Origin of the sequence: Nocardiopsis exhalans (genome assembly GCF_024134545.1) — a bacterium.
Lineage (GTDB): Bacteria > Actinomycetota > Actinomycetes > Streptosporangiales > Streptosporangiaceae > Nocardiopsis > Nocardiopsis exhalans.
Window position 1 is genome coordinate 1,449,389 of sequence record NZ_CP099837.1, and the last position, 21,390, is coordinate 1,470,778.

The 21,390-nt window shown below is 70.3% G+C and carries 21 protein-coding genes; 15 read left to right on the forward strand and 6 right to left on the reverse strand.

Translation table 11 applies throughout. The features are described from left to right. Positions 1-24 precede the first annotated feature (24 nt). On the reverse strand, positions 25-1,050 hold the full coding sequence (gene glpX, locus NE857_RS06540) for a class II fructose-bisphosphatase (RefSeq protein WP_254420196.1): 1,026 nt from the start codon (positions 1,048-1,050) through the stop codon (positions 25-27). Positions 1,051-1,230: 180 nt separating this feature from the next. On the opposite strand from glpX, the gene NE857_RS06545 reads away from it, so the two are divergent. Both NE857_RS06545 and NE857_RS06550 read left to right on the forward strand, forming a co-directional pair. After that, complete coding sequence (locus NE857_RS06545) at positions 1,231-1,842, forward strand: TetR/AcrR family transcriptional regulator (protein WP_254421894.1); 612 nt, start codon at positions 1,231-1,233, stop codon at positions 1,840-1,842. A 102-nt stretch (positions 1,843-1,944) separates the two neighbouring features. After that, positions 1,945-2,571, forward strand: coding sequence for a DUF4245 domain-containing protein (locus NE857_RS06550; protein ID WP_254420197.1), 627 nt, complete (start codon positions 1,945-1,947; stop codon positions 2,569-2,571). A 499-nt stretch (positions 2,572-3,070) separates the two neighbouring features. On the opposite strand, the gene NE857_RS06555 is transcribed toward NE857_RS06550, so the two are convergent. Further along, positions 3,071-4,042, reverse strand: a complete 972-nt coding sequence (locus tag NE857_RS06555) for a 4-hydroxy-3-methylbut-2-enyl diphosphate reductase (protein ID WP_083926724.1) — start codon at positions 4,040-4,042, stop codon at positions 3,071-3,073. Positions 4,043-4,339: 297 nt separating this feature from the next. Between NE857_RS06555 and NE857_RS06560 the strand changes: the two genes are divergently transcribed. From NE857_RS06560 to NE857_RS06570, 3 genes are all read left to right on the forward strand, one after another. Then, positions 4,340-5,062: a DUF8129 domain-containing protein gene (locus NE857_RS06560; protein ID WP_254420198.1), complete on the forward strand. Its 723-nt coding sequence runs from the start codon at positions 4,340-4,342 to the stop codon at positions 5,060-5,062. Between the two features lie 233 nt (positions 5,063-5,295). Continuing rightward, entirely contained in the window at positions 5,296-6,714 is a 1,419-nt protein-coding gene (xseA, locus tag NE857_RS06565; RefSeq protein ID WP_254420199.1) for an exodeoxyribonuclease VII large subunit, read from the forward strand. 2 nt (positions 6,715-6,716) lie between these two features. Beyond that, positions 6,717-6,959: an exodeoxyribonuclease VII small subunit gene (locus NE857_RS06570; protein ID WP_254420200.1), complete on the forward strand. Its 243-nt coding sequence runs from the start codon at positions 6,717-6,719 to the stop codon at positions 6,957-6,959. A 42-nt stretch (positions 6,960-7,001) separates the two neighbouring features. Here the strand turns inward: NE857_RS06570 and NE857_RS06575 are convergent, their stop codons facing one another. Both NE857_RS06575 and NE857_RS06580 read right to left on the reverse strand, forming a co-directional pair. Beyond that, on the reverse strand, positions 7,002-7,589 hold the full coding sequence (locus tag NE857_RS06575) for a DUF6542 domain-containing protein (RefSeq protein WP_254421895.1): 588 nt from the start codon (positions 7,587-7,589) through the stop codon (positions 7,002-7,004). A gap of 192 nt (positions 7,590-7,781) precedes the next feature. Next, on the reverse strand, positions 7,782-9,230 hold the full coding sequence (locus NE857_RS06580; protein ID WP_254420201.1) for a DNA recombination protein RmuC: 1,449 nt from the start codon (positions 9,228-9,230) through the stop codon (positions 7,782-7,784). 79 nt (positions 9,231-9,309) lie between these two features. Here NE857_RS06580 and NE857_RS06585 point away from each other — a divergent pair, with 79 nt between their 5' ends. After that, a complete protein-coding gene (locus tag NE857_RS06585; RefSeq protein WP_254420202.1) occupies positions 9,310-9,588 on the forward strand; it encodes a hypothetical protein in 279 nt (92 codons plus the stop codon). 3 nt (positions 9,589-9,591) lie between these two features. Here the strand turns inward: NE857_RS06585 and NE857_RS06590 are convergent, their stop codons facing one another. Continuing rightward, positions 9,592-10,557, reverse strand: a complete 966-nt coding sequence (locus tag NE857_RS06590; protein ID WP_254420203.1) for an FkbM family methyltransferase — start codon at positions 10,555-10,557, stop codon at positions 9,592-9,594. Between the two features lie 168 nt (positions 10,558-10,725). On the opposite strand from NE857_RS06590, the gene ychF reads away from it, so the two are divergent. The 7 genes from ychF to NE857_RS34190 all read left to right on the forward strand — a co-directional run bounded on the left by ychF (position 10,726) and on the right by NE857_RS34190 (position 19,030). Beyond that, a complete protein-coding gene (gene ychF, locus NE857_RS06595) occupies positions 10,726-11,811 on the forward strand; it encodes a redox-regulated ATPase YchF (protein ID WP_254420204.1) in 1,086 nt (361 codons plus the stop codon). Between the two features lie 119 nt (positions 11,812-11,930). Next, positions 11,931-12,164 (forward strand): FitA-like ribbon-helix-helix domain-containing protein, encoded by a 234-nt coding sequence (locus NE857_RS06600; RefSeq protein ID WP_017580610.1) that lies wholly within the window; start codon positions 11,931-11,933, stop codon positions 12,162-12,164. Beyond that, positions 12,161-12,586, forward strand: coding sequence for a type II toxin-antitoxin system VapC family toxin (locus NE857_RS06605; protein WP_254420205.1), 426 nt, complete (start codon positions 12,161-12,163; stop codon positions 12,584-12,586). The genes NE857_RS06600 and NE857_RS06605 overlap by 4 nt, the downstream gene beginning before the upstream one ends. Further along, the gene (locus NE857_RS06610) at positions 12,583-12,783 is read left to right on the forward strand and encodes a GNAT family N-acetyltransferase (protein ID WP_254420206.1); all 201 of its coding nucleotides are present in this window, start codon (positions 12,583-12,585) and stop codon (positions 12,781-12,783) included. Before NE857_RS06605 ends, NE857_RS06610 begins: the two co-directional genes overlap by 4 nt. 703 nt (positions 12,784-13,486) lie before the next feature. Beyond that, entirely contained in the window at positions 13,487-14,452 is a 966-nt protein-coding gene (locus NE857_RS06615) for a conjugal transfer protein (protein ID WP_254420207.1), read from the forward strand. An 83-nt stretch (positions 14,453-14,535) separates the two neighbouring features. Further along, entirely contained in the window at positions 14,536-14,859 is a 324-nt protein-coding gene (locus NE857_RS06620; RefSeq protein ID WP_017580620.1) for a hypothetical protein, read from the forward strand. A gap of 19 nt (positions 14,860-14,878) precedes the next feature. Beyond that, positions 14,879-19,030, forward strand: coding sequence for a TcpE family conjugal transfer membrane protein (locus tag NE857_RS34190; RefSeq protein ID WP_301184309.1), 4,152 nt, complete (start codon positions 14,879-14,881; stop codon positions 19,028-19,030). A gap of 154 nt (positions 19,031-19,184) precedes the next feature. On the opposite strand, the gene thpD is transcribed toward NE857_RS34190, so the two are convergent. Continuing rightward, positions 19,185-20,105: an ectoine hydroxylase gene (thpD, locus tag NE857_RS06630; RefSeq protein WP_254420208.1), complete on the reverse strand. Its 921-nt coding sequence runs from the start codon at positions 20,103-20,105 to the stop codon at positions 19,185-19,187. 83 nt (positions 20,106-20,188) lie between these two features. On the opposite strand from thpD, the gene NE857_RS06635 reads away from it, so the two are divergent. Together NE857_RS06635 and NE857_RS06640 are read left to right on the forward strand one after the other, a co-directional pair. Then, entirely contained in the window at positions 20,189-20,473 is a 285-nt protein-coding gene (locus tag NE857_RS06635) for a hypothetical protein (RefSeq protein ID WP_254420209.1), read from the forward strand. Positions 20,474-20,654: 181 nt separating this feature from the next. Continuing rightward, a complete protein-coding gene (locus NE857_RS06640) occupies positions 20,655-21,314 on the forward strand; it encodes an HNH endonuclease family protein (RefSeq protein ID WP_254420210.1) in 660 nt (219 codons plus the stop codon). Positions 21,315-21,390: the final 76 nt, after the last annotated feature.

Sequence of the window (21,390 nt, forward strand, 5' to 3'; positions counted from 1 at the left end):
CTCCGACCGCTCCGACCGCGCCAGTTACTCCGGGGCGGAGGTGAGGTCCACGCCGCTGTAGGCCGACAGCTTGCTCAGGCGGTGCTCGCTGCGGACCTGGCGCACGGTGCCGCTGCGGCCGCGCATCACGAGTGAGTCGGTGGTCACACCGGTGGACTCGTAGCGGACCCCGCCGACCAGCTCGCCGTCGGTGATGCCGGTCGCGGCGAAGAACACGTCGTCCGAGGAGACGAGGTCGTCGGTGCTCAGCACGCGGTCCAGATCGTGGCCGGCGTCGAGGGCCTTCTGGCGCTCCTCGTCGTCCTTGGGCCACAGGCGGCCCTGGATGACACCGCCCAGACACTTCATCGCGCAGGCGGTGATGATGCCCTCGGGGGTGCCGCCGATGCCCAGCATCAGGTCGACGCCGGTGCCGGGGCGGGCCGCCATGATGGCGCCCGCGACGTCACCGTCGCTGATGAACTTGATCCGGGCGCCCGCGTCGCGCACGTCCTGGACCAGCTGCTTGTGGCGCGGACGGTCCAGGATCACCACCGTGACGTCCTGCGGGGACTTGCCCTTGGCGCGGGCCACGGCGCGGATGTTCTCCGCGGGGGAGGCGGCGATGTCCACCACGTCGGCCGCCTCGGGGCCGGTGGCCAGCTTCTCCATGTAGAACACCGCGGAGGGGTCGAACATGGTGTTGCGCGGGCTCATCGCGATCACGGCGATGGCGTTGGGCATGCCCATGGCGGTCAGGGTGGTGCCGTCGATCGGGTCGACCGCGACGTCCCATTCGGTGCCGCCGCCGTCACCGACGCGCTCGCCGTTGTAGAGCATGGGGGCGTTGTCCTTCTCGCCCTCGCCGATCACCACGGTGCCGTTCATCGACACGGTGCTGATCATGTGGCGCATGCCTCGTACCGCGGCACCGTCGGCGCCGAGCTTGTCGCCCTTGCCGACCCAACGGGCCGCGGCGAGCGCGGCGGTCTCGGTGACGCGGACCAGTTCCAGCGCGAGGTTACGGTCGGGCGCCGAGGGCTGCGCGGACGGGCTACTGGACTGCGACATTGACGTGACACCTTCCGTCAGGAAACAGGGTGGGATTCACGTCTTAGGGTAGTCACCCGACGTGACCCCCCAGTGGTCCAGGCCGGAGGGAGCGCAGGGGCGGGCGGGGGCGCCAGCGTGTCGCCCGGGGCGGTTACGGTCTACCCTGGCGGGGACCCGGACAGGAGTGAGGGCGTGACAGTGGACAAGACGGACAAGCCCGCGCGGGTCTCGCCGCGCGGCGCGGCCACCCGCAGTGCCCTGCTGAAGGCCGCGGCCCAGGTGTTTCGCACCGTGGGTTTCGCCAAGGCCGGGGTGAGCGAGGTCGTCTCGGTCGCCGGGGCCAGTGTCGGCAGCCTCTACCACCACTTCACCGGCAAGGCGGATCTGTACATCGCCCTGTACGAGGAGTTCCAGCACCGGCAGCAGGAGCGCACCCACCAGGCGGTCCGCGACGCGCGAGCCGAAGGTGAGAGCGATCCCACACGGCTGATGAACATCGCGGCGCACGCCTACCTCCTCGGCTGCATCGAGGAGCGGGAGACCGCGCGACTGTTCTTCAGCGGCGACGGGCCGCCCGGCTTCGACTATCAACTGCGCTCCCGGCTCACCCAGTGGACCGACCGCAACGTGGCGCTGTTCCGCAAGGCGGACGAGCCCGTGGACGAGGCGCTGCTGATCGTGGTGAGCGGTTCCATGCTCCTGGCCGTCGCCGAGGTCGTCCGCCGCGACGACGCCGACGCCCACCGCCTCGCTGACGACATCACCGGCCTGCTCACCGAACTCGAACCCCGTAACCGCCTGCGGAACTAGCCGGCCGGGAAGAGTTCCCGCTCCGGGCGAGGCCCCGCTCACGCGCGCTAAGCGCACCCCCGGTCGAAGCGCCTCGGGACCTGGGGCAAGCTGGTCCTTGTCATGAGTTCATACAGCCGGGCCAACGCCACCTTCAAGAACTACGCCATCTCCCTCGGGATCCTCGTGGGGATCCTTCTGGTGATGTCGTTCGTGGTCTCCTCGCGATCGGGCGAACACATTCCCAGTGTGGAGTTCCGACCGGACATCGAGGTGCTCAGGGACGCCGCCGACTACCCGGTCACGGCCCCCTCCGAAGACCTTCCGGAGGGCTGGGTCCCCACCAGCTCCACCCTGGACACCACCGGCCCGGTCGAGTGGTCCCTCGGTTTCGCCACCCCGCAGGACAGCCACGCGAGGCTGATCCAGAGCGACGGCGACCCCGACACCGTGGTGAGTAGTAACACCAAGGACGCCGAGCCGGTGGGCACCGTGATGGTCGGCGACCAGGAGTGGGAGCACCTGGAGTCCGAGGACTGGGGCGCCCTGGTTCTGCGCGAGGAAGACCGGACCCTGATCATCGCGGGCAGCACCAGCGTCGACGAGTTCGCCGTCCTGGCCGAGAGTCTGGAGACCTTCCCCCTCCGCGACACGGAGGACTCGGAAGAGGACTCGGACGAAAGCTCGGCCGAAGAGCCGGAATCGGACGCGAACCCCGACGAAGACGCGGCCCCGGACCCGGACGCCTAGTTCCCCGCCTCGGCAGGAATCGGGTCGCGTGCCACGGCCGGTCATTCGCCCGGACGGAAAAGCGGTGCTGAGGTCAGCGGTGGTGTCTGGGGCCCAAGCCCGGTTTCGGCCCTCTGTTTGAAGATGATCTTGCTACCAGGAGCAAGTTCGGCGCTGAACTAGCCCCTGGTAGCAAGATCATCGGGGATACAGGGGTTTCGGAAGCAGCGGACAGTCCCAGGTGCGGGTTTCGGGTGCCACGCCCCCACGCTGAAAACCGGCCCCGCACGCCCTGTCTGCTTCCGCCCCACCCCCACGACACGCGCCCCGGTGCGCGCAGGCATGGTGAGACCGGGGCCTTCGCTGCCGCTTTTTCGTCATGGGCCACGCGACGGGCCCCGGAGAAGCCACGACCTGCGTGGTTCTCCGGGGCCCGTGCTTGTTCGGTCCGCGCTCTCGCCGGGTGCTGCTGATGCAGCTGGGCTCGCTCGCTATTCACCGCTCACTGGCCACCGCTGGCTCACTCGGCGCGCAGGTCGCGGCGGAGCTCCTTGGGCAGCGAGAAGGTGAGGGTCTCGTCGGCGGTCGTCACCGGGCTGACCGAGCCGAAGCCGTGGCCCGCCAGCTTGTCGAGCAGCTCCCGCACCAGGATGTCGGGCACGGAGGCGCCGCTGGTCACGCCCACCGTGGTGACGCCCTCGAGCCAGGCCTCGTCCATGAGGGTGGCGTTGTCGATCAGGTACGAGGCGTCCGCTCCGGCGTCCAGGGCGACCTCGACCAGGCGCACGGAGTTCGAGGAGTTGTCGGAGCCGACCACGATCACGAGTTCGCACTCGGGTGCCATCGCCTTGACGGCGTCCTGGCGGTTGGACGTGGCGTAGCAGATGTCGTTGCTGGGCGGGGCGAGCAGGTTCGGGAACTTCTTCTGGAGAGCGTCCACCGTCTGGTTGGTCTCGTCCACCGAGAGGGTGGTCTGGGACAGCCAGGAGACGTTGTTCGGGTCCCGGACCTTGACCTTGTCGACTTCGTCCGGGCTCTCCACGATCTGGATGTGCTCGGGGGCGTGGCCGCTGGTGCCCTCGACCTCCTCGTGGCCGATGTGGCCGATGAGGACGATGTCGCGGTCTTCCTTGGCGAAGCGCTGGGCTTCCTTGTGCACCTTGGTGACCAGCGGACAGGTGGCGTCGATGGTCTTGAGCTGACGCTCGGCGGCCTGCTCGTGGACGGCCGGGGAGACCCCGTGCGCGGAGAAGATGACGATGGCACCCTCGGGCACCTCCTCGGTCTCCTCCACGAAGATCGCGCCGCGCTCCTCGAGGGTGCGCACGACGTGCGTGTTGTGCACGATCTGCTTGCGCACGTAGATCGGGGCGCCGTACTGCTCCAGGGCCTTCTCGACGGTGATGACCGCTCGGTCGACACCGGCGCAGTATCCCCGGGGGTTGGCGAGTAGCACACGGCGTTGGTTCGTGGCAGTCGTCGTCGCAGTCATACAACACATCCTAGGTGCCATCTGGGGCTGTGGGTTCGGGTGTGGGATAGGGCACCGATCTGGGCATACCTATCGGAGAGGCCACGTGCAGGTGACGCCACAGTAACGGAAAGTATCCGTTTGGGCTTCGAAGTGGCGAAATCGTTCACTTCCCGCCTGCTCATGCTGTTACTCCCTCCCCTATCCTGGTTCACCATCGCATCTGTTATGAGGCGGTTCGCCCTCAACTCGGCCTTGCCTGGTTTGCTGGACGCGCGCCGCCGGCCCAACGCCGAGAGCATCAGGAGCCCCCGTCCTATGTCGAACCCGACCATCGTCACGAAGCTGACTTCCCTGTTCAAGGGCATCTTCGGGCGCAAGGACCCGGTCGTCACGACCGTGCAGGACAAGCAGGACGAGACTCCCGCGACGGAGACCGCGGAGACCGCGGAGACGGTGGAGAAGGCCGAGGCCCCGGCGGAGACCGCCGAGACCGCCGAAGCCGCCACCGAGGCTCCCGCCGACGCGTCCGAGGAGAAGTCGGACGCCGAGCCCGTGAAGAAGGCGGACGCGGAGTCCGCCCAGGAAAAGCCCGCTTCCGAGGAGGCGGCGACCGAGGACAAGAGCAAGGAGGAAGCCCCCACCGAAGCCGAAACCCCCGCCGAGGCCCCCGCCACGGAGGCCGCCGAGGCCGCCAAGCTGGTCGAGGAGCCCAAGGGCGAAGCCTCCACCCCGGCCACCGCCGACGTCCCCGAGGACGGCTCCGCGCTGGCCGAGGAGATCGAGGCCGCCGAAGCGCACACCACCGTCGCCAGCGACGAGGTCCTGGAGAAGGTCCGCAAGGGGGCGGCTCCCGCCGTCGAGGACCTGGCCGTGCCCACCTACGACGAGCTCACCCTGCCGTCCATCCGGGCCCGCCTGCGCAAGCTCACCATCGAGCAGGTCCGCGACCTGCGCGCCTACGAGGTCGCGCACGAGGGCCGTTCCGAGTTCATCAAGATGTACGACAACCGCATCGCCAAGCTCGAGGCCGAGGCCTGAGCCTGTCCGCGGTGACCTGAGCCCGGCCGCGACGCCCCGGGCCCAGCCGAAGTCGCATCCCGCCCCGGAGCCCGGCCCACCCGGGCCCGCACCGGCTCCGGGGCCGCGGTGTTTCCTCCGTCGTTCCGGTTCCGCGATCCGGTACCGAAAGCCCGCGCCGCAACCCTGTGACGCAACCCCGTGACGTCGTCTCTTCACGGAACTGTCCTCGCCCTGGCCTAGGCTCTGGAGCCATGGGCATGGAGAGTTCCGCGGAATCACCGCAACCGGTCAGGGCCGTACTCCAAGCGGTCGGCGGTTGGATCGACCGGCTGGGCGCGATCTGGGTCGAGGGGCAGATCGCCGAGCTCAACTCGCGCGGCCGCATGTCCTACATGACCCTGCGCGACCCGGTCGCCAACGCTTCCATCCGCGTGCTCTGCGAGACCTCGGTCCTGCGCCGCCAGGAACCGGCTCCGGGTCCGGGCGATCGCGTGGTCATGCACGCCAAACCCGACTTCTACCAGCTCAAGGGCACCTTCTCGCTGCGGGCCCGGGAGATCCGGCACGTCGGTATCGGTGAACTGCTGGCCCGCCTGGAGCAGCTGCGGCGCACCCTGACCGCCGAGGGCGTCTTCGACCCGGCCCGCAAGCGCGCGCTGCCGTTCCTGCCCAACACCGTCGGTCTCATCTGCGGGCGTGACTCCGCCGCCGAACGCGACGTGCTGGAGAACAGCCGCCGCCGCTGGCCCGCCGTGCGTTTCGAGGTCCGTCAGGTGGCGGTCCAGGGCGACCGCGCCACCCGCGAGGTGACCGAGGCGCTGCACGACCTGGACTCGCACCCCGAGGTCGACGTCATCGTGATCGCCCGGGGCGGTGGTTCCATGGAGGACCTGCTGCCCTTCTCCGACGAAGCCCTGGTCCGCGCCGTTGCGGCCGCGGCCACTCCGGTGGTCAGCGCGATCGGCCACGAACAGGACGCGCCTCTGCTGGACCACGTGGCGGACGTGCGGGCCTCCACCCCCACCGACGCCGCCAAGCGCACCGTCCCGGACGTGGGCGAGCAGCTGGAGATCATCCGCCAGCTCCGCGACCGCGGCCGCCGGGTCATCAAGGGTGGTGTGGACCGGGAGTTCACCTGGCTGGCGAGCGTGCGCTCCCGCCCGGTCCTGGCCGACCCGGTCCGGGAGACCGAACGCCTCACCGAACAGGTCCTGGAACTGCGTGATCGCGCCCGCCGGAGTCTGACGATCTCGCTGGACCGCGCCACGGAGGGACTCGGCCACACCGAGGCCCGCCTGCACGCCCTGTCCCCGGCCACCACGCTGGCGCGCGGCTACGCGATCGTGCAGCGCGAGGACGGCTCCGTCGTCCGCTCCGCCGTCGAACCCGCGGTGGGCGAGACCCTGCGCCTGCGCTTCGCCGAGGACGGCCTGCGCGCCACGGTCGACTCCCTGGACGGCACCGTCGAGCCGGAGGACCCGGGGGACCCGGAGAAATCCGAGGCGGCGGAGTCCGCACCCGCCAAACCCAAACGCACCAAATCCGGAGCCGCGAAGTCCGGAGCCGCGAAGTCCGGGGGCGCCAAGTCCCCGGCCGCCAGGAAGAAGCCCGCCGCGGACAGCGCCACAACGGATGCCACCGGCACGACGGACACCACAGAGGGGGAGTAGACATGGCCGAGCAGACCGAGGCCCCGGAACTGAGCTACGAGGAGAGCCGGGAGGAGCTGAACAACGTCGTCCGCAGACTGGAGTCGGGCGGTCTCACCCTCCAGGAGTCCCTGGCCCTGTGGGAGCGCGGTGAGGAGCTGGCCCGCATCTGCGAGCGCTGGCTCGAGGGTGCCCGCGCCAAGCTGGCCGCCGCCATGGACGAACGCCGCGCCGACGAGCCCCAGGACTCCGACGCACCCTTCTGACCGAACCCGAACCCCGTCGGGCCGGACCCGCGTCCGTGAGCCCTACTTGCGGCCGTTGAGTTCGTCGCCGAGATCGCGCAGGTTGCCGGGCAGGCCGCGGAAGACCGAGATGACCAGTACCAGCGCCGTGCCGAGGAACAGCCACGGCGCGACCTCGGCCAGGCGGGAGGCCAGGCCCAGGATGAGGACCCGGGCGAACCCCTCGTTGCCCAGGGCCAGGAGGCTCTCGGCGGCGACCACGGCGACGAAGTAGGCGATGGGCGGGCTCACCGAGAGCGACAGCAGGTCGCTGGGGCGGACCACGGCCGCGGTGATCAGACAGGCGAGGGTGAAGGCCAGGCCCGGGGCGGCCGGAGTGGCCGTCAGGTGGGCGAGCATCGTTCCGGCGAAGCTGAACACCACGATCAGCAGGACCCCGCCGCGCCCGGTCAGGCGTGGTGGGGTCCAACTGGCGGCCCCAGCTGACCCGGCGGCTCCGGCCGCGTTCGGGTGACTGCGTGCTGTCCTGTCCGTGTTGGGGTGACTGCGCGCCGTCCTGTCCGCGCTCGGCACCTCCCGGCGGCGACCGTTGGACCGCACGAAGTACGGGGCCTGTCCGGGCTCCGGACCGTCCGACTTGCGCGGGGGCATGGTCGTGCGCCTCCCAAGTTTGTTACTCACAGTGTTTAGTGTGTCACTTCTCGTGAATTTTCGGGGGTCTTTCCTGGGATCGTGTCGTCATTTCGGCCACTTGCCCCTTCCGGGGTGAACGCGGCTTCCACCCCTTGGACGCCGAGATCTCCCCGCCTGGTTCTGGCGGGTTCCGGACGCATGGCCGTTTCGTCACTCTCCGTGGTTGGTGCTCCTGGGTTCTTTTTGGGTCGATCCGTTGCCGCTGTTACTCCCATGCCGAATACCGCCGAAATCAGCCGTGTCCGCGACGCCCACACCCGACATGTCCGACTCGGGCGCGGTTGGCCCCGCAGGTCCCGAGGCGACACCGGCCTCCGAGCCGACATCGAGCCCCGAGGTGACGTCGAACCCCGTTGGGGTGTCGGGCCCCGGGGTGACGCCGAGTCCGGGGGAGGAGTCCGCGAGCTCCGGTGCCGCCACCGTACGCGGCCGCTCCGTCACCCCTGAGAGCCGGTCCAGGTCGCTGTCCACCAGGCCCAGCTCACCGAACCGCCGAGCGGTCACCAGTACCCGGCTCTCCAGCGACCCCACGGTCTGGTTGTAGGCGCCCACCGTGCGGTTGAGCGCGCGGCCGAGCCCCTCCACGTGCCCGCCGAGCGTCGACAGCCGCGCGTGCAGCTGTTTGCCCAGGTCGAACACCTCACGGGCGTTGTCGCTCAGCGCCTCCTGCTGCCACGCGTACTGCGCCGTCCGCAGCAGGGAGATCAGGGTCGTCGGCGTCGCGATGTGCACCCGCCGCTCCATCGCGTACTCCAGCAGCTCCGAGTCGTGCTCCAGCGCCGGGGCCAGGAACGCCTCGCCCGGGATGAACAGCACCACGAACTCCGGCGCCGGGCTGAACGCCGCCCAGTACGTCTTCGCCGCCAACTGGTCCACGTGGGTGCGCAGGTGCCTGGCGTGCGCGCGCAGCCGCTCCGTCGCCTCCGGGCCCTCCCCGGTCTCCACCGCGTCCAGGTACGCGGCCAGCGGCACCTTGGAGTCCACGACGATGTTCTTGCCGCCCGCCAGCCGCACCACCATGTCCGGTCGCTGCGCCCCGGCCACCGCCTGCTCCTCGAAATCGCAGTACGCGGCCATCCCGGCCAGTTCAGCGACCCTGCGCAGCTGGAGCTCACCCCACCGGCCGCGCGCCTCGGGCCTGCGCAGCGCCGTCACCAGTGACTGCGTCTGGTCCCGCAGCCGCTCCGAACCCTCGCGCACGTACTCGACCTGCTTGGCCAGTTCGGCGTGGGCGGCGGCCCGACCGGCGTCCACTTCGCGCAGCTGCGTCTCCACCCGGTTCAGGGTCGCGGTCAGCGGCTCCACCATCCGCTCCACGGCGCGCCGCCGCTCGTCCAGGTCTCCGCCGGCCTCGGCGCTGACCGCGCGCAGCCGCCCCTCGGCGAGTTCGAGGAAACGCTGGTTGGTCTGGTCCAGGGCCTGGGCGGACAGCGCACGGAACCGGTCCGCGAGCTGCTCCTCCACGTAGTCCGCGCGCTCCTGCGCGGCCCGGGCGTCCGCGCGGGCCTCGGCGTCACGGCCGCGGGCGAGCATCCATCCCACCGCGGCGCCGACGGCCAGACCGATGAGGAGTACGAGTACGAGTGCGAGGGCGTCCATGGCGCCATGCTCTCAATCCCCGGGGGCCGTGTGCTCCCCAACGCGCAGGGTTTCGGACAGCAGGGCGATGAGGGCGGGCATGTCCACCGCAGCCGGATCGTGCGGCCACCGGAGCTGGAGTCCGCTCATGGCCGCGGACCGCGTGCCGGAGAAAGCGGTGGTGCCGTCCCTGGACCCGCTGGCCGACCCCGGCTCCACCGTCGACTCCCACGGCGCGGTCCTGCTCACCGAACGCGGCTTCGCCGTCCGTACCGTCAGGGGCGCGGTCACCGCCCTCCACGGCTGGATCCGACCGGCTCGCGGCCCCTCCGCCCCGGCGCACCCGAACAGGTGCCCTGCGCCCAGGTCAGCGGGGTGAGCCTCAGCGGGGTGATCCCTGGCAGGCCGCCAGGGCGCCGCGCCACACGGCGACCGACTCCCAGAACCCGTTCGGCGGCTCCTCCGGGGCGAGCATCCACATCCGCTCCCAGGCGGGCGAGGCCCGACCGGAGATCTCCGGGCGCGCCTCGTAGGGCGGGTCGCCGCTGATCGGGAACCACAGGTAGTCCAGTGGGTCGATGAGCGCCATCAGGCGTTCCTCCACGCCCAGGTCGGGGCGCACCTTGGTCAGGACCCAGGGGCGGTAGCGACGCAGGACCTCCAGTCCGCCGGCGACCACGTCCGGTTCGGTTCCGGCGGTGTCGATCTTGACCACGGTCGGGAAGGTCGCCGCGGTCTCGTTCCAGCGGGACAGGGTGCTCGTGCGCACGGTGATGTGCGCGAGCCCCGTCCGGGTCGTGTGGACCAACCGGTTGCACATGTCGTTGTGCAGGGCGCGGCGCAGGTGCCCGGAGCCGTTGTGGTTGCTCAGGGCCAGGTCGACGACGGTGAAGCCGAGGTTGGCGGAGGAGGAGACGGCGCGCGCGGCCGAGGCGATCTCCGGGGTGGGTTCGAAGGCGAAGACGGGGCGGCGGGTGCGCGCGGCGGCCAGTATCGAGTACACCCCCACCCCCGCGCCGATGTCGAGGACCGCCCCGGGACGGGTGTGGTCGAGCATCGCCATGAAGCTGGCGAGGCTGTCGGGTTCGTGCCTGGCCAGCCCGGAGCCGGCCAGGCGGCGGGGGACGGTGAGGTAGCCGGGGAACTGGAGGGTGAGCGAGTCCGGGCCGACCTCGCGTCGGCCGTCCGCGGGTCGGGGCAGGTCCAGCCGGACGCTGCGGTTGCGCGGCGGAACCCGGTCCGGGTCCAGCCCGCCGAAGCGTCTGGGGAGGTGGGCGCGGAGCTGCCGGGTGGCGAAGCGCACGAACGGGTACCGGTGTACGAGCGCGCGTAGCTGGTCTTGGACCACGGTGTCTTCCCCTCAGTGAACGGTGTCGCGGTGCCCGGCCGCACCTTGAACCTACTCTGTGTAGCCACTTGGGTGCACTGTGTTTTGATGATTGGTTTCTGGTGCCGTCATCCGCTTTCCGGCGGCAACGGCACGGCCGACCCGTTGGTCCGCATAGACTCTGACCTTGTGAGTCTGTCTATCGGGATCGTCGGCCTGCCCAACGTTGGCAAGTCCACCCTCTTCAACGCGCTGACCAAGAACGATGCTCTGGCCGCGAACTACCCGTTCGCGACCATCGAGCCCAATGTCGGAGTCGTGGGCGTGCCCGATGCCCGGCTCGCGAAGCTGGCCGAGATCTTCGGTTCGGCGAAGATCCTGCCGGCCACGGTGGACTTCGTCGACATCGCGGGCATCGTGCGCGGCGCCTCCACGGGTGAGGGTCTGGGGAACAAGTTCCTCGCCAACATCCGTGAGAGCGACGCCATCTGCCAGGTGATCCGGGCCTTCGAGGACGCCGACGTCACCCACGTCGACGGCGACGTCGAGCCCTCCCGCGACATCGAGACCATCAACACCGAGCTGATCCTCGCCGACCTCCAGACCCTGGAGAAGGCGATCCCGCGCCTGGAGAAGGACGCCAAGCGCAACGCCAAGGACAAGGACTCCCAGGAGCTCCTCAAGGCCGCCAGGGCCGCGCAGGAGATCCTCGACGAGGGCGTCTCCCTGTCCCAGGCCAAGGACGTCGACCTGGACCGGCTGCGTGAGCTGAGCCTGCTCACCGTCAAGCCGTTCATCTACGTGTTCAACCTCGACAGCGACGAGCTCGCCGACGAGGCCCTGCGCGCCAAGCTCCAGGAGCTGGTCGCCCCGGCCGAGGCCATCTTCCTCGACGCCAAGATCGAGGCGGAGCTGGCCGAGCTGGAGGACGACGAGGCCCAGGAGCTGCTGGAGTCCCTCGGCCAGACCGAGTCCGGCCTGGCGCAGCTCGCCCGGGTCGGCTTCGCCACCCTGGGGCTGCAGACCTACCTCACCGCCGGGCCCAAGGAGACGCGCGCCTGGACGATCGACAAGGGCGCCACCGCGCCCGAGGCGGCCGGGGTCATCCACACCGACTTCCAGCGCGGCTTCATCAAGGCCGAGATCGTCTCCTTCGACGACCTCGTCGCGGCCGGGGACATGCAGTCCGCGCGCTCCGCGGGCAAGGTCCGCATCGAGGGCAAGGAGTACGTGATGGCCGACGGCGACGTGGTGGAGTTCCGCTTCAACGTCTGAGCCGACACTGTCAGAACTCCGCCGATCTTCGTGATCGGCGGAGTTTCGTCGTCTCGGCGGGGCTTCACCTCTCGACATCCAAGTGCTATCGTCATTGATAGCAACAGGAGGTGGTTCCGGTGTCGTCCATCATCGTTCGCGGTCTCGACGAGCACGTGAAGCAGCAGCTCGCCGCGCAGGCGAAGGAGCACGGTCGGTCCATGGAGGCCGAAGTTCGCGACATCCTGACCAAGGCGGCCCGGAGGCCGCACATCGGCTTGGCGCTGCTGTCCGCGGCGCAGGACGTCGGCGGTTTCGATGAGTTGCCGGTCCCGGCGCGTAACGACGTCGCCCGAGCGGTGGACTTCGAGTGATCGTCCTCGATACCAACGTCATCTCGGAGATCTTCCGTCCGGCACCCGAGCCCCGCGTCCTCGAGTGGCTCACGTCGTTGACGGACGACGTCGCGATCACCTCTATCACCCTCGCCGAGTTGCTCGCCGGGGTGCGCAGGCTTCCCGACGGTCGTCGCAAGGACGTGCTGGCGACCCGGATCGATGAGGCGATCGAGCCATACCGGGGGAGCCGTTCAGTGCTGGCGTTCGACGACATTGCGGCTGAGCGCTACGCGGACGTGCTTGCGTCTCGGGAGTCGGCGGGTGCACCGATCAGCACTGCCGATGCTCAGATCGCTGCGATCTGCCTGGCCCACGACGCCACCTGCGCGACGCGGAACGTGAAGGACTTCGCACACACTGGGGTAGAAATCATCGATCCGTGGGCAGGTGCCTCATGACGGAGGCGGTCTCACCGTTCCTCCGTCCGCCGCGTCTCGCGGACACCGGCTCCGTGTTCTCAGCGTTCGCATCAAACGACGACATGCGGCGACAGGGCGACGTGATGACGGTCGATGAAGCAGAGCGCTATGTCGCCCGCCTGCTCTCGGCCGGGGCTGCGCACCAACCGTGGACGATCAGCTCGTCGGGCTCGTGAATATCGGCGTCGACGAGGCGAATCGAAACGGGTGGTTCCCGTACTGGATGCACGCCGAGGCCCGTGGTGGAGTTCCGCTTCAACCTCTGGCCCGCTGCCTTACCCACCCGAGATCCGAACGGGGGCGCGCCGACCACGTCGGCCCGCCCCCGTCATCGTCTCCCGGCCTGGTTCCGGAGGGCTGTGGGGGTTACTCCGTGATCCAGTTGCCGTTGCCGGAAGGTGGTCCAGGTCCTCCGCGAACCAGCCCTCCTCGCGGGGAGGGCGCATCCCTTCGGGCGAAGCGGTCATGCGTCCAAAGTACTGCCCCGGGCTGTCGCGGGCCGGTGTGACGGAGGATTCCGGTGTGGCGCCGGTTACATCCGGTCAACGGTTTCCTGACTGCGGAGGACACATCTTGCTCTCCGACCGGTGACTAATCCCTTTACGGTCCGGCCAGAAATGCGCTGAAGTGCACAACCGTAGGATGAGTTCGATGGTGAATTGCCACACTTTGGGTATTTTTGTCAGGTTCTTTCGCCGGGTGCAATGTGCCGTTGGCGGGGAAACGCGGACTCGCCCTGGCCGCTCCCAACCCGCACAATGCCTCACTATAGGGATGGGGTAGACAAGGGCATGGCGGAAGGCGCCGGTTACGGCGCGAGGAAGACCGGGCGTCGGCGCAGGGCCGGCGCATCACTGTGTGCGGGAGATGGAGGCGGGGATGGCCAAGACGGCGCGGCGCGACACCGCGGTGCGTGACCGGGCGGACGACGTCGACGACGAGCTCGACGCCCCGCGCCCCCGGAAGCTGCGGGCCGGAGCCGGCGGGCGCTGGTGGGTCGGTGTGGGACGCGTGCTGTTGTGGGCGTTCGTCATCGTCGTCATCTTCAACGGCATCTGGTTCCCCGTCCGCAACGGTTTCTCGCTGCCCACCTCCGCCGCCGAACCCGAGGCCACCGAGACGGTCCAGTTCCCCGAGACCGCCGCGGCCGCCTTCGCGCTCCGCTTCGCCGACGCCTACCTCGACACCGCCGATCCCGAAACCCGACAGGCCGCCCTGGCGACCTTCGTCCCCGAGGGGCAGGCGGGGCGGCTCAACCTCCCCGCGGACAGCCTCACCGGGGAGAACCTGACGGTGATCGCGGTGGACGTCCACGACGAGTACAACGCCGTGGTGGTCATCCGCGCCGACGTCAACGGGGAGGCCATGAGCCTGGAGGTGCCCGTCTACAGCGACGGCTCCTCGCTGGTGCTCTCCGGTGGCCCGGCCCTGCTCGCCGCGCCCGCCCGGGCCGAGCTGCCCGCGGCGCCCTCCTTCGACCAGGACCCCCAGGTCGCCGAACAGCTCGAGGGCGTGCTCACCGGTTTCTTCGAGGCCTACGCGGAGGAAGCCGGTCACCTCGACCGCTATGTGGAACTGGGTGCCACGGTCACCCCACTTCCGGCGAACAGTGTGGAATTTGTCGAACTGTCCGATATCACGGTGCCATCCCAGTCCTCGACCGGGGATGATGACGTACGACAGGTGGCGACCACCGTGGTCTGGGCCCTGCCTTCCGGCGACACCGGTGAAGGCACGGGTGAAGCCGGGCAGATGGTGCAGAACTACCTGGTCACGGTCGTGAACTCCGGTAACGAGTGGTACGTGCGTGACATCCAGGGTGCCCCGCACTCGTTCGGCGGCTGATCGACCGACAACGGGGCCTGTAGGCAAGGAGACGAGAAGAACCATGCGCTCACCAGTAACGACAGCGGAGGAAGACGCCTGACATGCTCCCCCTGTTGTCTGCCACGGCCGACTCCATGACGGCCCTCGGCTCCACTGACCTGACCTCCCTCGCGGTCGAGGCTCCCCCTGCGCAGAACGCTCCCGACACCGGCGGCCTCGCGGACTTCCTGCGCGGCTTCTTCGGGCCGCTCTTCCTCGTCATCGTCTCCATCGTGGCCATCTTCTTCCTGTTCACCAGGGAGATCACCCGCTTCATGCAGTTCATCATCCTGGCGATCTTCATCGGGATCGTCTTCTACGTTCCCGGCATCATCGAGGTCATCGCGGTGGCACTCGCCCGAGCGATGGGCGTATCGACGGATTAGGCGAGGGAGGCCGGAAAACGTGGATCTGCCCACGTACACCAACATCTGGCGTATCGAGAAGCGGCTGTACAAGCTCTACGATTTCCGGCTGCCCATGCCGCTCCCGGTGGGGACCTTCGGGGTCGCGCTGGGTGTGTTCGCGCTGTGGGTGGTGCTGCTCAGCATCGTCAACGCCCCGTTCGACTTCGGCAACGGCTGGCACCTGGTGCTGTGGGTCGTACCGCCGGGGGTGATCACCGTGCTGGCCACCCGGCCGGTGATCGAGGGCAAGCGCCTCACGGAGCTGCTCATCTCGCAGGCCCGTTTCCTCACCGAGGCCCGCGTCTACACCCGGCTCGCACCCGAGTACGAGCCCGCCGAGGTCAGGGTTTCGGTGCGCGTGTGGCACCGGCACCCGGAGGCCGGGCCGCTGCCCCTGACCCGCGCCGCGGCCCGCAGGGCCCAGGCCGAGGAGGAGGCCGCCCTGGCGCGTGCCGCCGAGGCAGAGGAAGCGGAGGCCGCCGCACTCGGTGAGCTGGAGGGAACGGAGGAAGCCCCGGTCCGGGGGAGCGGCCGCCGCGCCGCGCCCGAGGCCGCGCCGCCGCTGCGCGGTGTGCCCGTGGCCGAGCCCGAACCGGTCCGTGCTGTTGAACCCGTCCGCGCCGCCGAACCCGCACACGAACCCGCTCCCGTCCCTGACGACGACGTCGAGTACACCCCCGCCCGGAGGGTCCCGGTCGCCGCTGCCTCGAACGCGCACGCCCCGGCCCGCTCCGGTACTGCTCCGATTCAGGAGGACGATGCCGTGGCGGAGCCTCGGAACGAGTCCGAACACCGTGAACTGGCCGCCGACACCTCCGACCTCCCCGCCGACCCCCCGGCGGACCGCCCTCGCGGGGTCGGTCGCCGCATGCTCAACTACTTCGGTTTCGCCCTCGGTCCCGACGCGGACTGGGCCGAATCCGGCGACCAGGACCGGGGCGACCACGAGGGCCGCGGTGGCCACGACCGCGCCCAAGCCCACGACCACGACCGCGGCCACCGGTCCCCGGAACGGAACCTGCTCGACGAGGACGTCGACTTCGGCGAGCCCCTCTACGTCACCGAGGAGGACGAGCAGCGCGATCGCGACCAGTGGTTCGCCCAGCTGCGCGCCTCCTCCGGCCAGACGCCCCTCGGCCTGACCTCCAAGGGCGCCTACGCCGCCAGCGACACCACCGCCATGAGCAGTGCCGAACTCGCCGACGCGGTCAGCCCGGCAGAACCCGGCCCCGCCCCGAAGGGCTCGGGTGAGCGGCACCGCGGCGAGTCCGAGGAGCGCACGACCGAGCAGCGCGGGGAGGGGTCCCCCGCCGCCCGCCGCCTGCGCGGACGGGTCCAGGGCATCCAGGTGGCCAAGGAGCACGCCGACCGCCGCGAGCGCGACGAGGCCGGGGAGGGCACGGAGGCGTCCGAGGCGGCCCAGCAGTCTGTTCCCGTTCGTGAGCGCGCCCAGCAGACCCCGCCCGCTCCGACATCCAAGGCCAGGGGCCGGGCGCTCCCGGTGACGGGGAACCAGGACGAGCGCCCGGCCGGGGCCCGCCGTCAGGGCCGCCCGCACGCCGCTCCGTGGGCGCTCGACGCCGAGGAACAGCCCGCGGCCTCCTCCGGTCAGGCCGACTACCCGGGGCTGTCCGACTACGCGGCCCGCTACGCCGCGGCCTCGGGCCGGCCCTCGGTCGCCGAGGACGTGGCGGCCGCGCCGTGGCTGCCCCCTGCCGCGTCCGTACCCGAGGACGAGCCGCGTGAGGAGTCGGCCGCTCGCTCCGAAGCCGGCCCGCAGGCCTCCTTCGCCGCGCGGAACCCCGATACGGCCGTCCCCGAGCCGAGCACCGCCGAGCCTGGCGCCGCCGAGCCGAGCACTCCCGAAGCGGGCGCCGCCGAGCCGAGCACCGCCAAGCCGAGCACTCCCGAATCGGGCGCAGCCAAGCCGCCGCTGCAGCTGGACCACGGCACCGGCGAGCACGAGGCGATGCCGGTGGAGCCCGAGGAGGAGGGCCCCGCCGAGCGCGGCCCGGAGTGGAGCGAGCACATGTCCGTGCTCGACCAGCACCTGATCACGGCCGACACCCCGGCCCCGCCCCGGCCGAAGTTCGCCGACGCGGTGCCCAGCAAGGAGCGCGACAGCGAGCGCCGGGACCCCTCGGAGTGGTTCGACGACGGCAAGCGCCGCCACCCGGACCAGCCCAAGGTGGGGGACAAGGACAACCCGGTGATCGCGGTCAGCGAGATCCGAGAGGAACGCCGCGCCGCCGCCGAGGCTCGGGAGCAGGAAGCCCGGGAGCAGGAAGCCCGGGAGAAGGCGGAGCGCGAGCTCAGGGTCCAGCAGGAGGAGGCCCGCGAGCAGGAGGAACGGGAGCTGCGGGCCCGCGAGGAGGCCATCCGCAAGGAGGCCGAGGAGGAGGACCGGCGCGCCGCCGAGGCCGCTGCCGCCGCCCGGGTCGACGAGCCCAAGCCGTCCACCCAGCTCGACCACGGCACCGGAGAACTCGTGAGCTTCGTGGAGGTCCGCAAGGACCCCCGCACGCCCGCCCCGAGGTCGAGTGCGACCGCGTACGAAACCACCGACCCCGTGCCGCCGGTCACCAGGTCGGGGGAGGCTACCGCGGCCTCCCACCCGCCGGAGGGCAGTGCCGCTACCGAAGCCCACCCGGCGGCTGAGGCCCCGGTCCGGCCCACCGAGGCCGAACTCGCCGAAGCGGAGGCGGCCGCCCTACGCGCCCGCCGCGCCCCGGCCGGGACCGAGGTACAGGACGCCCCTGACCGGTCCGACGACCCCTCCAGCACCATGCGGTCGGCGTCCCCGCAGACCACTGCCGAGCAGAAGGGACCGGTCGAACCCGACCGAGCCCCCCAGGTGGCCGACGGGGACCGCACACCCCCTGAAGCTCAGGACACTCACGCGTCTCATGACGCTCACGGGGACCGCGAGTCTCACGGTGCTCAGGACACTCACGAGGGCGGCGGATCCCACGGCGCCCAGGACATCCCGTCCGACGCTCCGGCTTCGCAGGCGGGGCCCGACTCCCACGACGGGGTCTTCCACCGGGTAGCTCAGAACGCGCGGCGGATCGGGCAGCTCTTCGGGCAGCCGACGCCGGGGGAGGAGCCCGAGCCGTCGCGGCGGGCCGAGTCCGCCGACGACCAGGCCAAGCCCGACCTCGAACTCGACCACGGCACCGGCGAACAGGCCCGGCTGGGCGACACCCCCAACGGGGTGCCCTCGCACAGGCCCGAGCCCGAACCGGCCCAGCGCGCGGAGGAGCCCGAGCCCCAGCCGGTGGATTCCGCTGTCTCCGGCGGTACCCGCGGCTGGCGTCGGCTGGCCAAGGTCGTCACCGGGGGAGCGGCGCCGGTCCGTTCGGATCTGCCCGCCAGTGACATCGAGCGGCTGCGCACTCCGCTGGCCGAACCGCGCTCCCTGGTCGTCCTCGGCTGCACCGGCGGCGCCGGGCAGACGGTGACCGCCCTGATGATCGGCCACACCCTCGCCGCGCACCGCGACGACCGGGTGGTGGCGGTCGACGTCAACCCCGGTCCGAACGGCCTGTCCCGCCGGGTCGGCGCCCAGGCCCCGGAGACCCTCACCGCGCTGTTGGCCAACGCCGACTCCGTGGACGAGTACGAGCGGATGCGCGCCTACGCGGGGCGGGCCGGGACCGGGCTGGAGGTCGTGCAGACCCTGGACGACCCCTACGTCCAGACCCTGGACGACCGCGACTACGGCCAGCTCTCCGACCTGCTCGGCGGGTTCTACGGGGTGACGCTGCTGGACCCGGCCGCCACCGGTGTGGCCAGGGCCCTGCCCGTCGCCGACGGCCTGGTCCTGGTGGCCCCGGCGAGCGCGGACGCCGAGCGCGCCGTCTCCATGACCTTCGAGTGGTTGGACGGCAACGGCTACGCCAACCTCAGGGCCAACTCGGTCCTGGTGGTCAACGGGGTGAGCAAGCGCAGCCTCCAGGACGTGGACTCCGCCGAACGGGTGGCCCGCGGTCGCTGCCGCGCGATCGTGCGCATCCCGTGGGACGACCACCTGGGCGCCTCGTACACGAAGATCGACGTCGGTGCCCTGCGTCCGGCCACCAAACGCGCCCACGGGGCCCTGGGCGGGGTTCTGGTCAACGCCCTCGCCCCCGCCGCCAGCACCACCTGAGGCACAGGCGGCCAAGCATGCGGGCGGCCCGCACCCGAGCAGGGGTGCGGGCCGCCCGTGTTCGCGGGTCCGTCAGGAGTGTTCCGGCCGGACGTGTCCTCTCCCCGGCCACGTCCGGCGGTTCACCTGCTGCGGTCCGCCTCCGCCGGGGTCCCTAGCTTCCAGCCGGGACGGTCTCCCGTGCGGCGAGGAACTCCGGGCGGGCGTCGCCCGCGCTGAACGGCTTGGTGCACGCGTTGTCCACGCTGTTGAACACCACGAACACGTTGGAGCGCGGGTAGGGCGTGATGTTGCCGCCCGACCCGTGCATGCAGTTGGAGTCGAACACGGTCACGTCGCCCGCCTTGCCGGTGAGCACGTCGATGCCGTGCCGGTCGGCGAGCAGGTTCAGCGACGCCTGGTCCGGGGTGCCCACGTGTTGGCTCTTCAGCGAGGCCCGGTAGTGGTCGTCCGGGGTCCGGCCCACACAGGAGACGAAGGTCCGGTGCGACCCCGGCATGATCATCAGGGCGCCGTTGTGGGTGAAGTTGTCGGTGAGTGCCACGGAGAAACTGACCGCGCGCATCCGGGGCATGCCGTCCTCGGCGTGCCAGGTCTCGAAGTCCGAGTGCCAGTAGAATGAGCCGCCGCCGAAGCCGGGTTTGTAGTTGACGCGGCTCTGGTGCACGTACACGTCGGATCCGAGGATCTGGCGGGCGCGCTCCACGAGGCGGGGGTCGTTCACGAGGTCATGGAAGACCTTGCTCACCTTGTGCACCTCGAACACCGAGCGCACCTCGTCGGAGCCGGGTTCGACCACGACGCGCTCGTCGGCGCGCAGGGCGGGGTCGGCGCTGAGGCGTCGGAGTTCGGCGCGGTAGGACTCGACCTCGACCGGGTTCACGATCGACTCGACCTGCGTGTAGCCGCGGCGGTCGTAGCCGTCCAGTTCCTCGGGGGTGAAGGGTCCGCTCGGGGCACCGTTCCCCGGGCCGCCGTGCCAGACGACGGGGTCCCTGCGGTAGAGCAGTGCTGGTTCGGGTGCCTTACGGGTCGGGTAGTCGTCCGCTGTCGGAAGATCCATTTGCAGAGTCATGGCGCTCCCCTCGAGGGGGTGCTCCTCTCGGCTGGGGTCCTTCGTACGACATGCGAACTTAACAAACCCGGACGGGCTGGATCGTGTTGTTCCTTTCTGTCGGTGTTTACGCGTTCATCATCTGGGTATTACTGGCATACTATATAGGCGAAAACGAATGGCACCCGGAGGACTTTGCCTTCGGGGTTTTTTGTTCTTTCGGCGTCTTCTCCGGTGCTCACCTGCGCAGTGTCGCCGAGCGTGATCTTCTGGAGGCGATCCGCCTGATCCCTCTTGTTCGCCCAGCTCACTCCGGAGCGCCGGTGAACCATCGAACCCCGGGCCGCCCACGCGGAGCCTTCTATGTGATCTATTTCACAAGGATTTGAGGCAGATCTCGGCGCAAAACGAACCCGGGCCCCGCCTTGGTCGCACCCGCGCCTCGCCTTCGTTATTCGCGGGCGGCCTCCGATTCACGCGGAATTCTCGCGTGGGGTCTGGTGTCAAGATCACCGTTACTTCACAGTAGTGGGGTCCGGATTTCCTCGACCCGCTCAAGAGGAGAAACACGTGACCCCCTTCCCCCGCGTGCTCGCGCGCACCGCGGCGACCGTTTCGGCCGCCGCCGTGGTGATGGTTATCGGCTGGGCTTCCCCGGCCGCCGCCGACCACACCCTGCCCCCGAACATCCCCAGCGACTCGGCCGCGCAGACCCAGCTGAACTCGCTCACCGTCGCAGCCAAGGGCCCGCAGGACGGCTACGACCGAAGCCTCTTCCCGCACTGGAACGTGGTCGACAGCCCCTGCACCTCCCGCCAGGTGGTGCTCCAGCGGGACGGCCACGACGTCGTCACCGACTCCAACTGCCAGCCCACCTCCGGCAGCTGGTGGAGCGCCTTCGACGACGAGTGGGTGTACGACGTCCCCGGCGACATCAGCGTCGACCACCTGGTCGCGCTCAGCGAGGCCTGGAAGACCGGCGCCGCCGACTGGTCCACCGCCCGGCGCACGGAGTTCGCCAACGACGTCACGAGCTCCCAGCTGTGGCTGGCCACCCCGTCCAGCAACAGCTCCAAGGGCGACAAGGACCCGTCGGAGTGGATGCCGCCCAACACGGCCGTCCACTGCGACTACGCCAAGTCCTGGATCAACGTGAAGTACGTCTACGACCTGACCGTCACCTCGGCCGAGGAGTCCAGCCTCCAGAACACCCTCGACACCGCCTGCTAGCGGACGCCGCTCGCTGACGGCGAACCGTTGACGCGGCCCGGCCCCTCGGATACGGCCGGGCCGCCCCCGCGTCCGG